This window comes from Paenimyroides viscosum (assembly GCF_003858535.1).
Lineage (GTDB): Bacteria > Bacteroidota > Bacteroidia > Flavobacteriales > Flavobacteriaceae > Flavobacterium > Flavobacterium viscosum.
On record NZ_RQTJ01000001.1, the window covers coordinates 77,073 to 95,563 of the forward strand.

At 39.2% G+C, this 18,491-nt stretch carries 19 protein-coding genes; 2 read left to right on the top strand and 17 right to left on the bottom strand.

Translation table 11 applies throughout. The annotated features are described in order from the left end of the window. Nucleotides 1-11 precede the first annotated feature (11 nt). From EG242_RS00390 to EG242_RS00420, 7 genes are read right to left on the bottom strand one after another with little or no spacing between them, the layout of a single operon-like run. Nucleotides 12-440 (bottom strand): hypothetical protein, encoded by a 429-nt coding sequence (locus tag EG242_RS00390; RefSeq protein ID WP_124897952.1) that lies wholly within the window; start codon nt 438-440, stop codon nt 12-14. A gap of 10 nt (nt 441-450) precedes the next feature. After that, a complete protein-coding gene (gene traK, locus EG242_RS00395; protein ID WP_002978256.1) occupies nt 451-1,074 on the bottom strand; it encodes a conjugative transposon protein TraK in 624 nt (207 codons plus the stop codon). Between the two features lie 18 nt (nt 1,075-1,092). Continuing rightward, on the bottom strand, nt 1,093-2,088 hold the full coding sequence (gene traJ / locus EG242_RS00400) for a conjugative transposon protein TraJ (protein ID WP_124897953.1): 996 nt from the start codon (nt 2,086-2,088) through the stop codon (nt 1,093-1,095). Between the two features lies 1 nt (nt 2,089). Continuing rightward, nucleotides 2,090-2,722 carry a DUF4141 domain-containing protein gene (locus tag EG242_RS00405; RefSeq protein ID WP_124897954.1) on the bottom strand — a complete coding sequence of 211 codons (633 nt, stop codon included), beginning with the start codon at nt 2,720-2,722 and terminating at the stop codon, nt 2,090-2,092. A 28-nt stretch (nt 2,723-2,750) separates the two neighbouring features. After that, the gene (locus tag EG242_RS00410) at nt 2,751-5,255 is read right to left on the bottom strand and encodes a TraG family conjugative transposon ATPase (RefSeq protein ID WP_124897955.1); all 2,505 of its coding nucleotides are present in this window, start codon (nt 5,253-5,255) and stop codon (nt 2,751-2,753) included. Then, nucleotides 5,252-5,584: a DUF4133 domain-containing protein gene (locus tag EG242_RS00415; RefSeq protein WP_124897956.1), complete on the bottom strand. Its 333-nt coding sequence runs from the start codon at nt 5,582-5,584 to the stop codon at nt 5,252-5,254. The genes EG242_RS00410 and EG242_RS00415 overlap by 4 nt, the downstream gene beginning before the upstream one ends. An 11-nt stretch (nt 5,585-5,595) precedes the next feature. Continuing rightward, nucleotides 5,596-5,901 (bottom strand): DUF4134 domain-containing protein, encoded by a 306-nt coding sequence (locus EG242_RS00420; protein WP_050378370.1) that lies wholly within the window; start codon nt 5,899-5,901, stop codon nt 5,596-5,598. Nucleotides 5,902-6,082: 181 nt separating this feature from the next. Between EG242_RS00420 and EG242_RS00425 the strand changes: the two genes are divergently transcribed. Beyond that, complete coding sequence (locus EG242_RS00425) at nt 6,083-7,219, top strand: DUF3800 domain-containing protein (RefSeq protein ID WP_124897957.1); 1,137 nt, start codon at nt 6,083-6,085, stop codon at nt 7,217-7,219. A gap of 86 nt (nt 7,220-7,305) precedes the next feature. On the opposite strand, the gene EG242_RS00430 is transcribed toward EG242_RS00425, so the two are convergent. From EG242_RS00430 to EG242_RS00475, 10 genes are all read right to left on the bottom strand, one after another. After that, a complete protein-coding gene (locus EG242_RS00430; protein WP_317124934.1) occupies nt 7,306-7,788 on the bottom strand; it encodes a DUF6527 family protein in 483 nt (160 codons plus the stop codon). Beyond that, nucleotides 7,709-8,887: a ThiF family adenylyltransferase gene (locus EG242_RS00435; RefSeq protein ID WP_124897958.1), complete on the bottom strand. Its 1,179-nt coding sequence runs from the start codon at nt 8,885-8,887 to the stop codon at nt 7,709-7,711. Before EG242_RS00435 ends, EG242_RS00430 begins: the two co-directional genes overlap by 80 nt. Further along, the gene (locus EG242_RS00440; RefSeq protein ID WP_124897959.1) at nt 8,862-9,563 is read right to left on the bottom strand and encodes a multiubiquitin domain-containing protein; all 702 of its coding nucleotides are present in this window, start codon (nt 9,561-9,563) and stop codon (nt 8,862-8,864) included. Before EG242_RS00440 ends, EG242_RS00435 begins: the two co-directional genes overlap by 26 nt. Nucleotides 9,564-9,879: 316 nt before the next feature. After that, on the bottom strand, nt 9,880-10,125 hold the full coding sequence (locus tag EG242_RS00445; RefSeq protein ID WP_078704232.1) for a DUF2188 domain-containing protein: 246 nt from the start codon (nt 10,123-10,125) through the stop codon (nt 9,880-9,882). Between the two features lie 27 nt (nt 10,126-10,152). Further along, complete coding sequence (locus tag EG242_RS00450; RefSeq protein ID WP_124897960.1) at nt 10,153-12,633, bottom strand: S8 family peptidase; 2,481 nt, start codon at nt 12,631-12,633, stop codon at nt 10,153-10,155. A gap of 3 nt (nt 12,634-12,636) precedes the next feature. Further along, nucleotides 12,637-13,773, bottom strand: a complete 1,137-nt coding sequence (locus EG242_RS00455; RefSeq protein WP_203227665.1) for an AAA family ATPase — start codon at nt 13,771-13,773, stop codon at nt 12,637-12,639. Between the two features lie 375 nt (nt 13,774-14,148). Then, on the bottom strand, nt 14,149-15,501 hold the full coding sequence (locus tag EG242_RS00460) for a hypothetical protein (protein WP_124897962.1): 1,353 nt from the start codon (nt 15,499-15,501) through the stop codon (nt 14,149-14,151). Between the two features lie 30 nt (nt 15,502-15,531). Further along, nucleotides 15,532-16,167, bottom strand: coding sequence for a conjugal transfer protein TraD (locus EG242_RS00465; protein ID WP_124897963.1), 636 nt, complete (start codon nt 16,165-16,167; stop codon nt 15,532-15,534). 3 nt (nt 16,168-16,170) lie between these two features. Beyond that, complete coding sequence (locus tag EG242_RS00470) at nt 16,171-16,575, bottom strand: DUF3408 domain-containing protein (protein ID WP_124897964.1); 405 nt, start codon at nt 16,573-16,575, stop codon at nt 16,171-16,173. 12 nt (nt 16,576-16,587) lie between these two features. Beyond that, nucleotides 16,588-17,355, bottom strand: a complete 768-nt coding sequence (locus tag EG242_RS00475; protein ID WP_124897965.1) for a ParA family protein — start codon at nt 17,353-17,355, stop codon at nt 16,588-16,590. 700 nt (nt 17,356-18,055) lie between these two features. On the opposite strand from EG242_RS00475, the gene mobA reads away from it, so the two are divergent. Beyond that, the gene (mobA, locus tag EG242_RS00480; protein ID WP_124897966.1) at nt 18,056-18,487 is read left to right on the top strand and encodes a conjugal transfer protein MobA; all 432 of its coding nucleotides are present in this window, start codon (nt 18,056-18,058) and stop codon (nt 18,485-18,487) included. Nucleotides 18,488-18,491 lie beyond the last annotated feature (4 nt).

The following is an 18,491-nucleotide window of genomic DNA, read 5'->3' on the forward strand; positions in this document are numbered from 1 at the left end:
TATTTCTGATGTTAGAGCTTGAACCGCTTTGAACTTGAGCCCAGATTTTGTTTCTGTTCATCATTGACCAGTGCGATCGCTTCCGTTAATTTGGGTGCAGATATGACTGACAGGTTTGTCAATTCCGATTTTTTAAGCAGTTGCCCAAAGCTGTCTTTCTTGGCTATTTCCATTCGGCTCAATGAGAATTTGCCGTTCAGGTACTTTACCCACATACTGCATTCTACACGGGGCTTGTCTTCTCCCGACCATTGCAGATAGCCTGTCAACAATAAATCCTGTTTGGGTAAACTGTCTGTACCTTTTTGGTAACTTTCAAGGTAATCGCTGATACTTTCTTTCAACTTTCCTGCATACGCTCCCTGCGTATGGAAATAGCCGTTATATCCTTTATCGTTAAGGATTTTTGCAAACGTGTTTAAATCTGATAATGCTTCCATAAGATTGTTTTTAGCGTTCGATGACTTCGATATCCCTGTTTTCCACGACTGCAAATTTTTCAATATTGAAGCCTTGCGGGTTGTTGTCAGAACGAACGGAGTTGACGAGATAGCAGGAGGTAATCAGGTTACGCCTGGTTACATTGCTTGAACGGATGATGAATTGTTTGGCATAAGTTCGTACCGCATAAGGGTGGGTGTCGAAATTGCAGACCACGCTGTCCACTTCTATACGTTGCTGTACGTTTCCTGATATAATACGGCTGTAATAGCCTTTTTCAGAAAGGTCTTTGTAGTAATCAAAGGCACTTTTATCAGCAAGGTTGAATGCCCTGCTCATATTGCTTTCTATAGCATTCTTATCAGGAGCGAGTGTAAAGAACAGCTCGTGAAAACGTCTGACGTGTTCCCTTGCTTCTACAGGTCGGTTGATGCTAGCATCCTGCGATAAGGCAAGCATCAAAGATTTGCCGTTATCCAGCACATATATTTTTTGGCGTTGTTCTTCTGCAAAACGGTAGGACTGCCATACGGCATATCCTACCACGCCAATGCAGAGAACCGCAAACACAATAGCATACAAACGTATCTGCCTAAAGCTGTTTTCGATATTTCTTAGCGTTTTAAATTCCATTTTTTTAATGATTTATTGTTATTTATTCATCAGTTTACCGCCGATGTTACCTACTGTAGATCCTGTACCTGCTCCAGCAAGATTTCCGGCTTTCATTGCTGTTTGGTTTACATTTCGGGTAAAATTCCCTGCACCTCCGGCTTGGATTACCCAACCTGTTACTGTTGGAATTGTGAAGTAGCCAACGATACCGATAATCATAAAGATGATGTAAACCGTATTGCTCGTATCGGGTATGTAGGTCGGATCAGCAAGCATTGCTATATCCCTTTCTAAAATGAGGGATTGTATTCTTGCCAGCATCGAGCTGAACAAATCTGAAACAGGAAGCCACAGGTAAACACTGACATACCTTGTAATCCATTGCGTGAGTGTGGACTGAAAACCGTCCCACACAGAAATAGCAAAAGCTATTGGTCCCAGTATGGAAAGAACTATCAGGAAAAACGTTCGTATGGTATCAATGACCAAAGCTGCCGCCTGAAAGAGTATCTCCAGTAGATTACGAAACCAATCCTTTATAGCTTTTTCAATCTTGTAAGCTTGTCTATCCATATACATTCCCGCCATTGTACCAACGTCGGATGGCGACCATCCCAATTCGTCCAGCTTTTTATCAAAATCTTCGTCTGATACCATATAGGCTGTTTCTGGATTTCGTACCATTGCTTCGTATTCCAATTGGTCTTTCTGTTGTTGGAGTTGGTTGAGGTCAAGCACTTGGCCTTCCAGTATTTGGTGGGTTCCTGTAACCACAGGGCTTAATACTGCATTAATGGTTCCCAACACGATGGTTGGGAAAAACATTATACAAAGCCCCAAAGCGAACGGACGCAGCAACGGAAACACATCAATAGGCTCGGCTCGGCTTAAAGCCTGCCAAACCTTTAATGCCACATAGAACAGCGCTCCCAATCCTGCCAAACCTTTAGCTACTGCCGCCATATCGCCTGCAAGCGGCATCATATCGTCGTAAAGCGAACGCAGGAGTTCGTGAAGATTATCCCATTCCATTTTACCAGTATTTTTGGTTAGAGGTTCCGTAGAGATCAAGCACTCTTTGTGCATCGTTTTTCTTTTTTGCTCTTAGGTAGCTTACAGAAATGTTCTTATTGGTATAGTAGCGAACAAGGCTGTGGTAGTCCTTAACCTCTTTGTACACACGGTCAATTACATCCATACGTTCTTTGTCGTTCAGCGAGAGACTTGATGATGTTATAATCTGCTTTAACTCTTTCAAAAGCTCGGTACTTTCATTGAGTAGTGCTGAATAACCATTGCCGATAGCAACCAATTCCTGTGGTGTGAAATTTGGGTCGTTCATCATTTTTCCAAAGTTTTGCACATATATTTCGGACACATCGCCCACCAACAAAACCGTTTGCTGTACTTTACGGGCATCTTTCACAAGGTTGTTGATGGCTTTCAGCTTATCGTAATATTCCTTGCCCTGATCGTACACTTTCTTCACTTCGTTGAAGTTCTTTACGACATTGCTTACGGTGGAAGAAGTCTGTATGATTTCGTTCGCACTGTTGATAATTCCTGATGCCAGATTTGCAGGGTCAGTTACTACAAATTGAGCTTTCGCTGACGGTGCTACGGCGAGCATTAGTGCCGTACACACCAGATACAATACTTTTTTCATTGTTTCTAAATTTTAAAATGTTAATTGATTATTGATTTACTTTGTCACGCCTTTGCATTGCGATATGCTTAATGGCGAGTTCTACATTGCCGTCGAGTTCAGCAGCAAGCTGCATCACTTCCATTTTTTCGGTTTCTTCAGTGGTGTAAGCAAGGTATTCTTCCAAACTAACTTCGGTGGCATAGACTGCCGAGTGCGTACCACCTAAGCCAATCCAAACCTCCTTGTAAAGTCGGCTTGCATCGTTGTTCATATTAATTGAAAGTACCTGTCCTTTTTCTTTATCCGTAAGCCCCAACATTGCCTGTATGTCATCGAATTTGTTCATATACTTGCGTTGGTCTAAAAGGATTTTACAGTCGGAATTGTTGATGATACTTTCTTTCACAATAGGTGACTGGATAATATCATCTACCTCTTGCGTTACGACGATTGCTTCTCCAAAAAATTTTCTGACGGTCTTAAACAAATACTTAATGTATTCCGCCATTCCTTCTTTGGCAATTGCTTTCCAGGCTTCTTCAATCAGGATGAGCTTACGGATGCCTTTCAATCGGCGCATCTTGTTGATGAACACCTCCATAATGATGATGGTCACAATAGGAAAAAGGATTTTGTGGTCTTTAATCGCATCAATTTCAAACACGATAAAGCGTTTGGAAAGTAGGTCTAACTGTTTATCGGAATTGAGTAAATAATCATATTCGCCACCTTTGTAATAAGGTTCGAGTACGTTCAGGAAATTGGCAATATCAAAGTCTTTTTCCCTTACTTGTTTTTCTTCGAGTACCTTGCGGTAATCGCCTTTTACATACTCATAGAAGCCGTTGAATGATGGGTAAACATCTTCTTGTTTGATGCGTTCGATATAGCCTGATACAGCATTTGATAATGCTACTTCTTCTGAGCGAGTTGGTGGTTCATCATCACGTTTCCAAAGCGTCAATATCAAAGTCTTGACACTTTCACGCTTCTCAATATCGAACACACCATCATCGGTATAGAAAGGATTAAAAGCAATCGGATTATCTTCGGTATAGGTGAAGTAAACACCGTCTTCGCCTTTGGTTTTACCTTTAATGAGTTCGCATAATCCTTGATAAGAATTACCAGTGTCAACAAGCAAAACGTGAGCGCCTTGCTCGTAATACTGCCGTACCATATGGTTTGTGAAGAAAGATTTACCAGAACCTGATGGACCGAGTATGAACTTGTTACGATTGGTAATAATTCCACGTTTCATCGGCAAATCTGAAATATCCAAATGGATAGGCTTCCCGGTTAATCGGTCAGCCATTTTTATCCCGAATGGCGATGGCGAATTGTGGTAATTGGTTTCTTCTGTAAAAAAGCACAAAGCTGGCTCTATGAACGTGTAAAAGCTTTCCTCACTCGGAAAATCGCCCGCATTGCCCGGCATTCCTGCCCAATACAAAGTGGCTACGTCCGTAGTGTTATGACGTGGCTTGCATTCCATTAAAGCCAAAGCACTACCGCAATCATTCTTCAACTGTTTCAGTTCAGCAGGGTCTTCCGACCACGCCATAATGTTGAAGTGTGCCCTTACGGAAGATAGACCAAACGAATGTGCTTCATTGAGGTACCTTTCTATCCACTCTTTATTGATTTGGTTGGCACGGCTGTAACGAGCCAGTGAGTGCATATTCCTTGCGGACTTCTCAAACTTTTGTAGATTGGCTTCGCTGTTATCCAAAAACAAATATTGGTTGTAAATGTGGTTGCAGTTTAACAACAAGCCCACAGGTGCGGCGAATGACAAACGGCAATCGCTACGGTCGGTAGATAGCTTTTCAAAACGGGTATCAGCCGATACCGTTCCGGGTAAATCGTCAGTATCGGACAAGGTGTGCAGGCTTAGCTTTTTGTTCCCGATACGGACTTCTTCCGTTCCGAGAGCGATGTCCTGCATCGGTGTTCCGGCTTCCCTTGATAGCGTAAGGTACTGTTCCAGTAGTCCCTGTGTATCTTCTGTGCCGATGATTTCATCTTCGGTCATTCGTTTCAGGGTTATGAAACCGCTATCGTTTACGATACGTTCAAACTGTGCCACCGCTTCCATAAAGCGATGTATCGTTTCCTTGTTCCTGATTTCCTTTGGTATCAGTGAACCTTTGCAAAGCGATGAAAAATTACTTTGGATACGCATACGCTCTTTGGTTGTCTTGGTTAAAAAGAGGTAGCAGTAATGGTTTAGGAACGGTCGCTCATTAAAATGACGTTGATAGGATTTTGCCAAAAAACTCTGGTCTTCCTTTTCCAAATTGGGAGCGTAGCTTTCCTTGATGTACCAATCCTGTTTGTGTACGACCGTAAAATCAGGCAAAGTTTTAATAGCCTTATGCCAGGCGGAATGAATGGCTTCATATTCCGCAGAAGCTACAGTAAAAAGTTCCGGCAAACGCACTTCAAAGCAGGCGGTAATATCTGCATCTTTAGATAGGATACAGTTGTTTTCTACCGCCAACAAAGGAAATTTGTTCTCCAGCGTTGTTGTTTTAGATATATTTCTCATACTGCATTCTGTTTAGATGTGAATTTTAAATAGCGGTGTACAGGCTTGCGACAGATGATGTATCGAGGATGCCTTTTATTAGCGGCTATCTTCATTAATCCGTGTTCGCCGTATTTTCTGTTCAGCGAAAAGGTCTGCCACACAATCAGCGAAGCACCGCCTGCTCCGAGCAGCAGGCAGATATAAGAGTTTACGCCTGCCATATATAAGATCATGACTAGGATAAGTGTTCCAAGCAGTCCGCCTGCGAAAATGAACAGATATTGCGCTTTCAAACCTTTAAATTCCACCGTTCTTCCGACACCTTTGTTTATGTTGTAATTGTTCATAAGGCACAGGATTAAAGGAAGAATGAACGCAGGATGGTAGCCGCAACAATCAAGAAGATACATGCACCGAACCACGAAGCCGCAGTTTTCGATGTATCGGGGTCGCCCGAACTGAATTTGTTGTACACCTTAACACCTCCGATTAACCCGACGACCGCACCGATGGCGTAAATTAATTGAGTTGCGGGGTCGAAATAAGAAGTTACCATTTGGGTAGCCTCGTTGATACCTGCTGTACCGTTTCCCTGTGCGAAAGCACCAATTCCTGACAGCATAGCAACGGCTGCCAGCAATACTTTTTTTCTTTGTTTTTTCATAATTGAAACACATTTTTTGTTACTATTTTCCCGCACCTTGCGGACTTTCAGGACAAAGGTGTTTCAGAAATGAAGGCGTTATAACAAAGTGGCAGTCAGAGGAATTGTTTGGCGGTGAGTGGAAGTATTAGGAGGTGTTTTTATAACTTAGCCACATATTTATTTTTAATAAGCTAACACTATGATTGATTTTGAAATAGCCGAAATTGAGGCCGCTAATCAATTTGCCCGATTGCTAAATCCAAGGGTAGATTTTACAACACCATATACATTCTATTATGATGAGACTAATAATATAAAAACATTCTATGTAAGGGAAAACGATTTCAATTATACTTTTACGGCAAACTTCGTTTTGGGAGGACTTCTACATCAAGGAGCAATACCCGATGTACAGCCATTGATGGATAGTTTTAAATTGCAGAAAACAGCCAAGGAAGTTAAATTCAAACATATCGCATTTGGAGATTTTCTTGATTGTCTCAAATCCCAGAAGTTAAATCTCTTCTTTCGCTTTTTAAAAGATAGCGATCTTTATGTCCATTATTCAAGCTTAAATATTCTGTACTGGTCTGTAGTGGATATTGTAGATTCTGCGATAATGAATTCGGACGCAGCTATGCAATTAGGACCTGGACTTGACAATCGAATGAAGAATGACCTTTACAAACTCTGTCGTCTTGAAATAGATGCTGTCGTTCAACTTTTTTATTCTTTCGAATATCCTAATGTTAAACCTGAAAAAATTGGTGATTTCATAGAAGCATTGAGTAATCTTTTTGAAGCATATCTTGAGTTACCTGAATTTCATTTTGGGTTGGAATCGTTACGGCAGATATTGAAAGAGTCTAAAAAGAAAGGCGAACTAGCTTTTGTTATGGATGAAAAAGATTATGTTCTGCTGGCAGATCTGACACATTTTTATCTTAGACCCATCTACACTTTCAAGAATTCAACTCATATATTCGATAATGAGGATTCCATCCGAGAAGCTTTGAACGAGTATAGAATGGTAGATAAAGGAGTAGAGTTTAAAAACTATTCTTTTGTTGATTCTCAGGATAGCCATTTGACACAACTATCTGATATTTTCGTTGGTTTCATGGGTAAATATACCAATTACAGGAATACACACAATATGGAAGAAATTAAAGCAGATATCGACTCTTTCTCAGCTTTGCAATTAGAAAATATGAAGTTATTTATAGATATTATTAATAAATCAGACCATAAAAACCCTGCCTTTCTACACGCAACAGATAGTTATGAAGAGGTAATGAAATTTGGGGAGTTGTGCGAGATTATTGCTGGAAAATAACCTAATTAATATCAGATAACCTAAAAACAATTATATAAATAAAGCCGAAGAATTACCCTCGGCTTTATAGAGATAAAATTAAAGTTCTACAATCGGAAGAGTTTGGAGATTTTCTGCCAAATAGTAGGTTTAGGGATTTCTTGAACAACAGGTTCTTCTTTTGGAATATCTGGCATTTCAAAATATTCTTCTTTATGTTTTAGATCATTTTCTCTACCTAAGTGGATTTCTCTTTCTGTCCAACGACCAGCAAACTCAATTTTATTGTTCCTTATCCAGTAGTGGGACTGACATTCAAAATTCCAATTGCCTATAGAGGGGTGAAGCGTAACTGCTTTACCATTAAAAGTCAGTTTCCAATCTGTAGGAGATAACGGGGTCACCACTTCATTACCGCATCCGCATACACATTTGTGTATTGCAGTACAGTATTCTATTGAGACATACAAAACGCCTTCCTCAACCTTTTCAGGAATGAACTCAACAAATTTATGGTGTAACATCCTCATTGAAAATTTTAGACACACTAATGGAATATGAGCTGTGATGTTCATTTTCCAGATCAACATAAATTCCAGATAACTTCTTCCATTTCAGGATAGCAAAAACAGCATTTAATGCATTCAGTTCAGCTATCTGAATGTTGGTAGCGTATTCATTATTATCAGAGTCTTCCGAAAAAATGCGGAGGGGCAGATGATCATTTTTATCACGAGAAGCAGAAGTAACCCTTACAGCACCTGTAAGTTTATCATCAACTACATTAACTCCTAGACCTACATCGGAAAAAGCGACATCTACACTTACCAAATGATCCGTTATTATCTTCCTTACGGCATTCTTGTCTACACATACAAATACATAATCCATTTGATCCAACTCTTGTAAGTTCTCTTTCTTTACATAGTAGTTATGCCCATGGATATACTTGCGCATGTTTGAATACAACTTTTGATAATAAGACACCTTTCTCGGGTTTTCGTACAGATCATTCATTGACGCTGCACCAGGAGAACGGAAAGCATTGTGCTGGTCAAAGGTATCCCCATCGTATATATGGATTTCTTTTACCGGAGTTTTAGCTACCAAATCCAAAATATATGCTCCAGTACCGCCCAGCCCAATAATTGCTATTTTCTGCCTTTCTAACTTTGCATTAATCATTTCGATGTTTGCGCGGCTGGAATTGGTATCAATGTATTCAAATACTGTTTCATTAGCACTGTCTGGTATGACCTTAAAAGTCTTTTCCGCAACTGAAGGGTCGAGATATTTCGCAGGTGCGGAAATGATGTCTGCGTACCTCTTGACTTTTTCATAGTAGTTCGGATATCCGGAAGCAGGCTTATTTGAAAAAGATCTATTTACCGTAACCTGATGGTTTAGTACAGAAGTAGTATTACTATGCTGGATTGCTGTAATGACTGTACCATCAATTTCACAGGGGTTATCCCCGATAAAATGTATAACATGGTTATCTGGAGTTCCCGTTCGTTCATTACAACTTAATGTAAGCGTAGTTACCAATATTCCATATTGGATTTGATTGTTTTGATCTACAAAGGGTATATGGTGGATAAGTAAATATCCACCACGTACCTCGATCTCATAACCTTCGTCTCTTAGACGTTTAAGGTCAGGACTATGATTTATCAGTTGCTGTGACATCGAAGATCATTTTATTTTTTACACGAACAATTGAACCTTTAACCATAGTACCTTCCGGTTTTGGTTCCCAACCTCTGCTATAAGTAACCGTATAACCCTTGTTTGGGTTATTATCGTATGATCCGAAAGCCAACACAACCAACTGCTCAAAAGAGATGTATGCTTCTTTCCAAATATGTGGACGAGCATTCACAATGATTGTAAACTCCGTTGGTTTAGGCTTAGAGAAAAACTTCTCTTTACCCGGACGAGCTAAATCAACGACTTCATCATCTAATATTTGATCGTCTTGCCAACCTTCCTTGACATCAAGGAAGATATCATCTTCAACAGGTATATTACCCAGTTCTCTGATTTGAGCACCTCTGATGTATTGCTTATACCAGGTAAAGGGCTTGTCATTAATGAAGAACTGAAGCTTTTTCTTTACAAAGAAATACTCGGTTTCAGGTCGAGCCAAGTTAACTTGTTTCTCATTTTCAATAAGCTCATCCTGATAAGGTTTGCTAATAGACAAAAACAACTCGGTATCTAAAGGTATCCCAGCAAGCTGTTTTAATTCTGCACCTGTTTTGTACTGGTCAAAAGCTTCATACTCTTTACCTTCTATTACAAATGTTAGAGGTACTTTTGGATTTTGGGAATGTGATTCCCCTTCATGTTTATTTGAATTCATCTTGAATTTAAATTGATATTAATTAATATTTAATTGCTTATTGCTTATCATTTCGGCAATAAATAAGGCGTACCCTACGATAGTTTAATTCTGATGCAATTGAAATTTTATACTATTAATACCAAGCCCCACTACCTGAATTGTACTGGCAGGAGGTTTAAAATCACGAAAAGCTTGTTTATTTCAAATAAAGGAGGTAGTTTTGAAGTGCAAAAACATTACTACCAAGAGCCTTGCAAGGGCTTTTGTTTCCTTTAAGGAATCAAGCCAGGTGATTTTCGCCTGGTTTTTTATTTTCTTACCTGCCTCTTTCTCATTAAAATTTTGTGTCTTTTACTGATTTTGGATCGTTTCCGGGTTTAACAGTGTCACTATCTCTAATTGGTCCACCATTTGGTCGATGTATTCTAACTTCTCCTCCGCCATTATTTGATGAAAACTGTTTTGCTAGTTGTTCAGCTTGTTTTTGAGTACTGGCAATTGCTGAAGCTTTCTTGCCGCCTTCCTTCTGGACATTCCATCCGTCTTGCCCTTTCTTTTGTGTTACATGGTAATTTGCCATAATTATATGTTTTTTTAAATTCTTAAATTAAACTCTTGGTACAATTCGAGCTGCAGTTTTGATGTCAACCGACTGGACTCCAAGCGACTGTAGCATTTGTCGCATGTCATTAAATACTGGTTTCTCACTACTAGGATCTGAAATTGTTAGTATTGCTGTAAATGGTACACCCGCAGCTGGTATAGTTACACCATCTCTTGACAAGTACTCTACATCTAGTTTCCATTCTGTCGATGGTCCAACTCCTCGGGGGAAAGTTTTTTCATAAACTTTCACTGGACTCCATTTGAAAGAATGTTCAATCTGATCTTTCTCATATAAACTTCCGTCACCATCTTCTGGCGTATAAATTGCATTCAACCTTCCTTTATAGTTACCATTATTTTGTAGCTGTCTCAGAGCTGCGTCGATATTTATTCTGACAAACTCAGATCCAAATCTGTAATCAAATCTTGGAGTGCTTACAATAGTGAGTTTTGCGTGCCCAAAGCATTTACCATCCCTTACTAAACTTGACGGCCATGAAAATTTAAAACTCATTTTATGGCCACTTATGGCTCGGTTTGCAAATACTAATGTTATTGCAGATGAATTTCCGTTCAAAAAGTCTTCAGAACCATCCGGCATACCGAATCCAACCAAGTGTTTGGAGACATTTCTCAAATTTTTGTCGTTGAGGGACTCTGGCAATACAGCATGATGGATTCCAAGAGCGATTAGTGTTTCCCTTGAAACTATACCTTCAATCGAATGATCAAGACTTGCTAAAGTCTTTGCTACATTAGGAGCTGCGTAACTAGTTCCGCAACCATCTACAATATTACTCGTTGGGTCTAAAGATAGAAGACCATGTCCTAAAGTTGGGTGACTAGTCCCAGAACCACCAATATGAGCAAAATCAGGTTTGAGTCCTACTCGTAGTCCAGGTCCTCGACAACTGTAACTGCTTAGAGCATAAGGAACAACACCTTCAAGATGCGGAGGGTTTAAAGCTGAAACACTAATATTACGACAGCTTTCAGCTGGTTTTTTAATAGCGTCATTTCTCGAAGAAGCTAATATTTTTAATGCATCAAAATGATCCACAGGCCATTCTTTTCTAATATCTCTAGGATGCGTATTACCCGCCGAAATAACAAAAACGACATCGTTTTCTTCTGCAATTTTGTCCAAAATTTGTGCAGGAACGCTATAGCCTGTAGTGGATGCATGCTCTTCTATATTCAGGCTGAAATTAAATATTCGAACTCCAGTTCTAGCTTTTAATTCCTGAACAGCAGTTTCAAGTTCATTAAAAAATTCTAGAGGTTTTGAATAGTACGAGCTATATCTATCAGCACGAGGTAATATATCAAGATCTATAATTTTACAACCATCAATTTCCCGGCAAATAGCGTTCCCATTTAATTGTTGGCCAAATATTGCTAATCCAGCTATAAAAGTACCGTGATTTTCGTCTTTGTCCATGCTGCTAATTAATCCCCAACGATCTTCTATCCAGTCGCCATAAACATCTGAAACACCTCCGTCTACAACGCATATTTTTGGATATGACCCTTTATGATCAGGAGCAAGAACAATAAAGTTTTCACCTTTGACCTGAGACTTGACAGTTGAGCTTTGTGTAATGATGGGAGGAAGAGTAACTTTTTTTACCAATGGATGATTTCCCAAATATTCTAATAATTCGTTATGTCTCTCCAAGTTTAGGTCAATAGATTTTTTCTCTCCTGATTTGCCTGCTGTTGATGATGAGTAAAGCTGTATTACGGGAGTTGAATCGGTTTTTTCTAATTTGACACCAAACACAACAGATGAGCCCTGACCGGTAGTAATTCTTGACACAAATAAGCCTGTGCCTAAAATGGTTAACCCGCCAAAAAAGCTATCAAACAAATCGAATTTGTATTTACTTAGTAAATCCCAATCTTGCCTCGCCGGAGGAGCTTCAAACAATTCTACCATATACGAACCGCCAGTTTGGGGATTAGATAGCCATTTTACGGCTTCTTTAACAGAAAAATTCCTTTTGTCACTTGCAGTATATGGGCTAATTCCTTCAATTGCACCGACTTCACTTCTTAATCTTGAAGGATTAGGTTCATTCTTCCCATTCTTTTCTTTATATCTTGTTTCAGGTTCAGCCTGTCCAACTTTAGTATTTATTTTATCAATACTTTCTGGCGTCAGTTCGACAAATAATTCTCCCAAATCTCCAGCTCCAATTATAGGAGCAACATCCCTTTTAAACACTTGTGAAGTTGGGCGATGACTTTTTGCTAATGCCGTTTGCTTTAATGTAACTTTCGCATAAGAAACCTTAGCAAAACTATTTACCAATTGCATGCTCTTTATCTCACTAAGCTGATTTTGAATATTATCTCGATGCTCGATGAATTCAGTATCATTTCCGGCAAAAAAGTCTTTAGAACCACCGCCTCCATTATTTTCTAATGCCTCGATAAAAGCATCGCTATTTAATACTATTTGAACAGGACTATTTGCCATAACTTATATTTTTTCAGAATCTTTAAATTTCGATAGCTGCTTACTCAAAGTTGACGGGGTCATTCCGAACAATGATGCTAGATCTTTCTGTTTAAAAGAGTAAACCTTATCGTTTAATAGCATGTTGATAAAATCTTCATCATTGTGAACCATAACATTTCTCTTTTTTGTGTCTACCCTTCCAGAGTTAAGTACAGCAAATTGCTTCATTACTTCTACTATATTGCTTTTCTTTTCTAAGACAAAAGCTCTCTTTAGCCATTTTGAAAGCATTTCTGCATCAGCACCTGATGAACCATCTAGGCACCATGCTAAAAATTTAATCTCACTTTCGTTAAATTCTAAAGGTGTAATAAAATTCTTGAGTAATTGGATCATTACTTCGGGGGAAGGTTTAGGAATTTCAACCTGTATATCAAACCTTCTCCAAATAGCGGGATCAAGAAGACTTTCATGGTTGGTTACACCAATGGTAAAACCTTTTTCATGACGTGAATCTAGACTTTGCAACAACGTATTGACGACTCTTTTTACTTCACCAACCTCCTGCGGATCGTTACGGAGTTTAGCTATTGCATCAAACTCATCAAGAAGTAAGATGCATTTATACCTATTAGCAAAAGCGAACAGATTACCAATATTTCGAGATGTAGTTCCTAAATACGAAGACATAAGCCCTTCTAACCTTGCCAGTACTACAGGTAATCCAATTTGTTTTGCAATCCATTTTGCTAAATGTGTTTTACCAGTTCCTGGCGCACCATAAATTAAGCAGGAGCTAGCAGGAGTAGCATTAATTTCTAAAAGTTGATCGAATTTACTCCATTCATTTACAATTGAGTGAATAGCAAGCTGGATATTACCATCAAACATTGGGGCTTTTTCTGGTAGATCATCAGGGAAAAAAATCTCTGCCAATGGTGTTGATGTCTCCTTATCTACAGGAATCGATGTCTTAGGAGTTACTTCCTCGCCTTTTAAAACAACGAAAGATCTTTGGATTTTACTTGGAGACATGTCAAGCGATGATTCAGAAGCAGTCAACAAAGCCTCCAATGATTTTGCCTCTTTAGCAAACCCATCTTTTTCCAGACTTTCTTTTAATCTTCTAATTTGATGCGTGACAGCTTCATTCGGCATTGCCAATGCGGATCTGCTTAGAGCTTGTACTATACTGAAATATTTGAGCATTTGCTTATTTGTTTCTTAAGTTATAAATGCAAATATAATAATAAATTTCCAAAACGAGGTTTTTATTTCCGTTTTTTGATATAAATTTCCAAAAAAAGATTTTAGTTTCTATTTTCTCTTAAAAACAAGTTTAACAACATGAAAGTGAGTATGTTTCATGAATATTAATAAATGGGGAGCATTGCAAATAGAAAAGGGAGCTTGCTATCAAACAAACTCCCAATATCAAAATTCTCCAAAATCATTTTCCACAAAACAAAAGAATAAACTTCAGTTTCAAAGAAAAGGTAACTACCCAATAGCTGGCTTTTTAGCATGCTGAATTCACATTCTGCGACCTTTTCTTTTGCTGAATTCACTTTCCTCTGGCTTTGGACTAGTGGATTTTTTTTGCCCTACCTTTACTTCTTGTCCATTGTTTTGCTTTACGGTTTCCGCAAAACGGGTCTGATGCCACGGTATTACTTTGGCGTCAAATTTCAGTTGCACTCCATGTTTTTTTAAATAGTCTGAACTATTTAAGTCATCCGCTTTGTTTTGGCAAATTGGATCAAGGGTACGTTTGCCTGGAATTTGTACAACAATTAGGTCTTTGGGGATCTCCTTGACATTGAGGCTCACTTCTTGAAAAGTATGCGTCCTTTGATTGTAAGGAATGGTATAGGTGTCGTCTTTGTGCGAATAATAATGTTTGAGTTCGGAAAAGATGATGCCCCGTGACCAGATATCATCTGTTGGGTGCAATTTGTCATTAAATAAGTCAATATGAAAAGTGTGTCCCGCAATATCTATCGTTGGGATAATACCTTTGTAAGCAATTTTATCGAACGCATCCTGATCAACCATCAGTTTGAAATCGTCCATTCCCGCCATAATATCTTCGGAAATATTATGTTTCTTTGACATCCCAGTTGGGTCGAGTTTTACAAAGTCGGGTATCTCTGCTAATTTTGCTCCTGGTTCGGCGTATGTCGTCAAGTCCTTTGTGTTTAGGCTGTACCAAAATCTGTAGCCCTGTACTGCTTTTTCTTCCTTATCGGATAGAGAAATTACATTTTTCGGATTGGCTTTTTGACGGAGTTCCAACTGATTGACATCGACGATAAATTCTGTTCCGAATACTTTATATGTCGGAAGTACTCTTTGTGTGTCGGTGGGTATCTTATACAAATTGTTCTTTGGTCCGCTAACAATATATTCTTTTTTTGGCTGTAGCTGTTCGGCAACATTACGTTTTATATGCTCAATCACATTGGTGTCTACCCACGGAAGGGTACGGGCTTCAAAGTGCATTTGCTTCACATCCTGATCAGTAATGCTATTGCCATGCTTTCTATTCCATCCCACTATATCCAATTCATAATGATTTGGAAACTGCACTATGATAATATCCGTAGGCAGTTCGGTCATTTTAGAAACATCGTCCTGCTGAAATTCGCGTTTTGTTGGATTATAGGGAATAACAAATGCCCGTCTGTCACGATCATAGTAGTCTTTTATTTCAGTAAAGTCTATGCCTTTGGATATAAAGTCGTCCTTTGGCCGTAGTTTGTTCATGCGTAAATCCACATAGAATGTATGACCTGCAATATCAAGTGTAGGTAGTATGCCTTTATTCAAACGCAGGTCAAGCAAACTGCCCGGTTCTATATTAGTATTTGGCAATCCATTTTCCATATTTTCTTATTTTAAAAGACAAAGGGAAGTCTATACAAACTCCCCAATGTCAAAATCATTCAAATCATTTTTCCGCAAAGTGGAAGAACCGGCTTCCGTTTCAGATGAGAGTGTGCTATCCAAAAGCTCGGCAATTTTTAGGGAGGCACCCTCGATGGAATTTTCCAGCAGGCTGAATAATTCAGTCCCCTGTAATCTTTGAACTATATCTACCGCTGTTTCCTTTTGTAATTGTTCCAAATTCTCTTTTTGGAGCAATGCACCTACGGAGCTTAGTTCTTCAAATGTAACCCCTTGGGCAAGACTGTTATCGCCACCAAATATTCCGTACCTGTTCCATTCTTCTTCCTCTTCCTCCAAATCAGGCATATTTCTGAAAACTTCGTCCAGCTCTTCCTTGCGGATTTGAATGCCGACGTTTTCATTATCGTCGTATTCAATGTCTAAATTAGCAGGGTTTATCTCGGGTTCCTCAATTTGGCGTTCATTGGCAGTGTTTGGCACTGAAAGGCGTTCTACGGGTTTAGGTTGTCCCATAATATCGGGCAGGTTCGGATTGACTTTCTTCTGCGAAGGTTCTTGCTTTGAACTTTTCTTTATGACAATCTTATCCTGCAAAAGGAGGGCTATGACTATCAGCAGGCATATCACAATTACTGTTTCCATAGCTTATAAAATGGGTTTAAAATGTTCATTGAAATAATCTGTAATATCGTCCCCGTACTCCCTGAAATGATGTTCAAGAATGTTGTCAATGTAAGAGTAGAGCGTTGTTCTTTCTTCCCTTGTCAGTTGAACGATGCGTAGCAATCTTTCGTGATATTCAGGGCGTATGTAAACCACCTTACCATTACGTCCCGATGGAAACCGATTGACCAAAAATGTTTCCTCGTAGTCCACTTTCTTTGATGAACTGTTCCTGGCTTTTTCTCTGGGCTTTGTTTCCTTTGGTACATCCTGCTGTTTATTATTACTCGGTGGGGCAACAGGCTCGTCGCCGCTTATGATGTTCATAAGGTATTCCTCATCAACATTGGGCTTTTCAAAATCGTTATTTTTATTATCTGAAGCCATACTTTACTGTTTTTATAGATGCGTGATTTTTAAAAATTCCTCGACAAACAAATCCATTTTGGTTGCTTTCATCAACTGTGGTTCAGCAGGCAACAAACTTGATCGGAATACATAGCTGCCCGTATCATCTGTTTCCTTTCGGAAACGTTTGCTATCCATTATCCTTGTTTCCATTATGGGCAGGTTTAGTTCCTTGATGACACTTTGATACGCATCATACAAACCTGTTTTTTCCCTGCCGTCCACTTGGTTCCAGAACAGCCACATCTCTTGTTCCATATTGCCATCGTCTGTTTTTGGAAGTCCGAGAAAGGCTTTGGTAAATCCCAATGTACTTTCCACTACCAAACGGTCGGCAGTAATAGGCGAAAAGATAAAGTCCATTTTTTTTAAGGTCGTCAGTACGCCTTTGGTATTGGCTGTTCCCGGCAGGTCGAAGAATATTACATCTGGCACAACCGCCGATTGGCTTCTGTATTCCGATGCTTTCTCAAGAGCTGTTTCAGCCTTGCATTTAATAATCGGGTACGCTTTTTTGTTGATGGTCTGGAACTGCTTCATTGCTGCCTTTTTATGGTAGTCGTTCTGCATTATGGTTCTCTTATCCCTTTCACGCATATTGTTTAGGCTGTGTTGTGGAAAGTCGCAGTCCATTACAAGCACATTAAAACCTAAACGGTAGTGAAGCACACTTGCCAGCAAAGTGGTCATCGTAGATTTTCCAACACCACCCTTTTGGGTGGAGAAGCTGATTTTTAAAGTTTTCTTTGTTGTTTCCATTATTTAAAAATTTATTGTTACACACTTTATTTGTTTTGCAGGATTGAATATTTGTTTATCTGATTATAACTTCATTACTATATTCCTGCATTCTCTTTTGGGTACTTTCCTGCACAGGTATTTGCTTTCATTTTTGCCTTGTCAGGCACATTCTTTGGCAAGTGACAAAACTTGCAACAGGTAAATTACTTTACCGCTTTTATGCTTTTACACTTTTATTATTTTATGCTTTTAAAACCTTATGCTTTTATTCTAAACTGTCTGTTTGCAAACCTAATTTTCTTCTTTGTTTAGATACATTTTTTACTACCTGCACTAAAATTATACGGCAAATAAAGTGATTGATTTGTCCGCTGATTGTGGTGTGGCAGTTTTTGGCGTTCAAAGGCAGTGTTTGGCACTGCTATACAATACACTGCTTTCGTAAACAGGGCTTTACTTTGTATTGTGATTTTTATTAACAGATTTATGCAAAAGTCTTTTGACAAATCGGAGGGTAATGGGAACGGCATCGAGCCGTTTTTCCCTGTTACATTCAATCCGTCCCGCAGGGCGGATTTTTGTGTTCAACAGAACACGGCAAGTTGTGTTTTGAGCATCTCGGAATGATTTCCGATGCTCAAAACAACTTGCCCTTTGCAGGGGGCAGAAAACACCTTCCGAAGTCAGGGTTTTGTATGGATTTTAAAATGGATTAGTGATGAACGATAACAACAAAAAGCAATTGAAAAAGACCGGACGCCGCCCCAAAGAAAACCCGGCGACCATCCGCTATACAATTTCCTTTAACGAGCAGGAACACGCCCGCTTTCTTGCCCTGTTTGACAAATCAGGTATGCAGGTAAAGGCGCATTTCATAACGTCCTGCATCTTTGACAAGACCATAAAGACCATTCAGATTGACAAGGGAACGGTTGATTTTTATATGCGGCTGACCTCATTTCACAGCCAGTTCCGTTCCATCGGTGTGAACTATAACCAAATTGTAAAACTGCTGTACAAGAATTTTTCCGAGAAAAAAGCCGCAGCGTTCCTGTACAAACTGGAAAAACAGACGGCTGAAATGGCAATGCTGTGTAAGAAAATCATCCAAATAAGCGAGGAATTTGAAGCCAAATACCTGAAAAAATAGCGGT

Coding starts and splice junctions, on each gene's coding strand:
- EG242_RS00390 (WP_124897952.1), bottom strand. CDS start 440: ATGGAAGCATTATCAGATTTAAACACGTTTGCAAAAATCCTTAACGAT.
- traK (WP_002978256.1), bottom strand. CDS start 1,074: ATGGAATTTAAAACGCTAAGAAATATCGAAAACAGCTTTAGGCAGATA.
- traJ (WP_124897953.1), bottom strand. CDS start 2,088: ATGGAATGGGATAATCTTCACGAACTCCTGCGTTCGCTTTACGACGAT.
- EG242_RS00405 (WP_124897954.1), bottom strand. CDS start 2,722: ATGAAAAAAGTATTGTATCTGGTGTGTACGGCACTAATGCTCGCCGTA.
- EG242_RS00410 (WP_124897955.1), bottom strand. CDS start 5,255: ATGAGAAATATATCTAAAACAACAACGCTGGAGAACAAATTTCCTTTG.
- EG242_RS00415 (WP_124897956.1), bottom strand. CDS start 5,584: ATGAACAATTACAACATAAACAAAGGTGTCGGAAGAACGGTGGAATTT.
- EG242_RS00420 (WP_050378370.1), bottom strand. CDS start 5,901: ATGAAAAAACAAAGAAAAAAAGTATTGCTGGCAGCCGTTGCTATGCTG.
- EG242_RS00425 (WP_124897957.1), top strand. CDS start 6,083: ATGATTGATTTTGAAATAGCCGAAATTGAGGCCGCTAATCAATTTGCC.
- EG242_RS00430 (WP_317124934.1), bottom strand. CDS start 7,788: ATGTTGATCTGGAAAATGAACATCACAGCTCATATTCCATTAGTGTGT.
- EG242_RS00435 (WP_124897958.1), bottom strand. CDS start 8,887: ATGTCACAGCAACTGATAAATCATAGTCCTGACCTTAAACGTCTAAGA.
- EG242_RS00440 (WP_124897959.1), bottom strand. CDS start 9,563: ATGAATTCAAATAAACATGAAGGGGAATCACATTCCCAAAATCCAAAA.
- EG242_RS00445 (WP_078704232.1), bottom strand. CDS start 10,125: ATGGCAAATTACCATGTAACACAAAAGAAAGGGCAAGACGGATGGAAT.
- EG242_RS00450 (WP_124897960.1), bottom strand. CDS start 12,633: ATGGCAAATAGTCCTGTTCAAATAGTATTAAATAGCGATGCTTTTATC.
- EG242_RS00455 (WP_203227665.1), bottom strand. CDS start 13,773: ATGCCGAATGAAGCTGTCACGCATCAAATTAGAAGATTAAAAGAAAGT.
- EG242_RS00460 (WP_124897962.1), bottom strand. CDS start 15,501: ATGGAAAATGGATTGCCAAATACTAATATAGAACCGGGCAGTTTGCTT.
- EG242_RS00465 (WP_124897963.1), bottom strand. CDS start 16,167: ATGGAAACAGTAATTGTGATATGCCTGCTGATAGTCATAGCCCTCCTT.
- EG242_RS00470 (WP_124897964.1), bottom strand. CDS start 16,575: ATGGCTTCAGATAATAAAAATAACGATTTTGAAAAGCCCAATGTTGAT.
- EG242_RS00475 (WP_124897965.1), bottom strand. CDS start 17,355: ATGGAAACAACAAAGAAAACTTTAAAAATCAGCTTCTCCACCCAAAAG.
- mobA (WP_124897966.1), top strand. CDS start 18,056: ATGAACGATAACAACAAAAAGCAATTGAAAAAGACCGGACGCCGCCCC.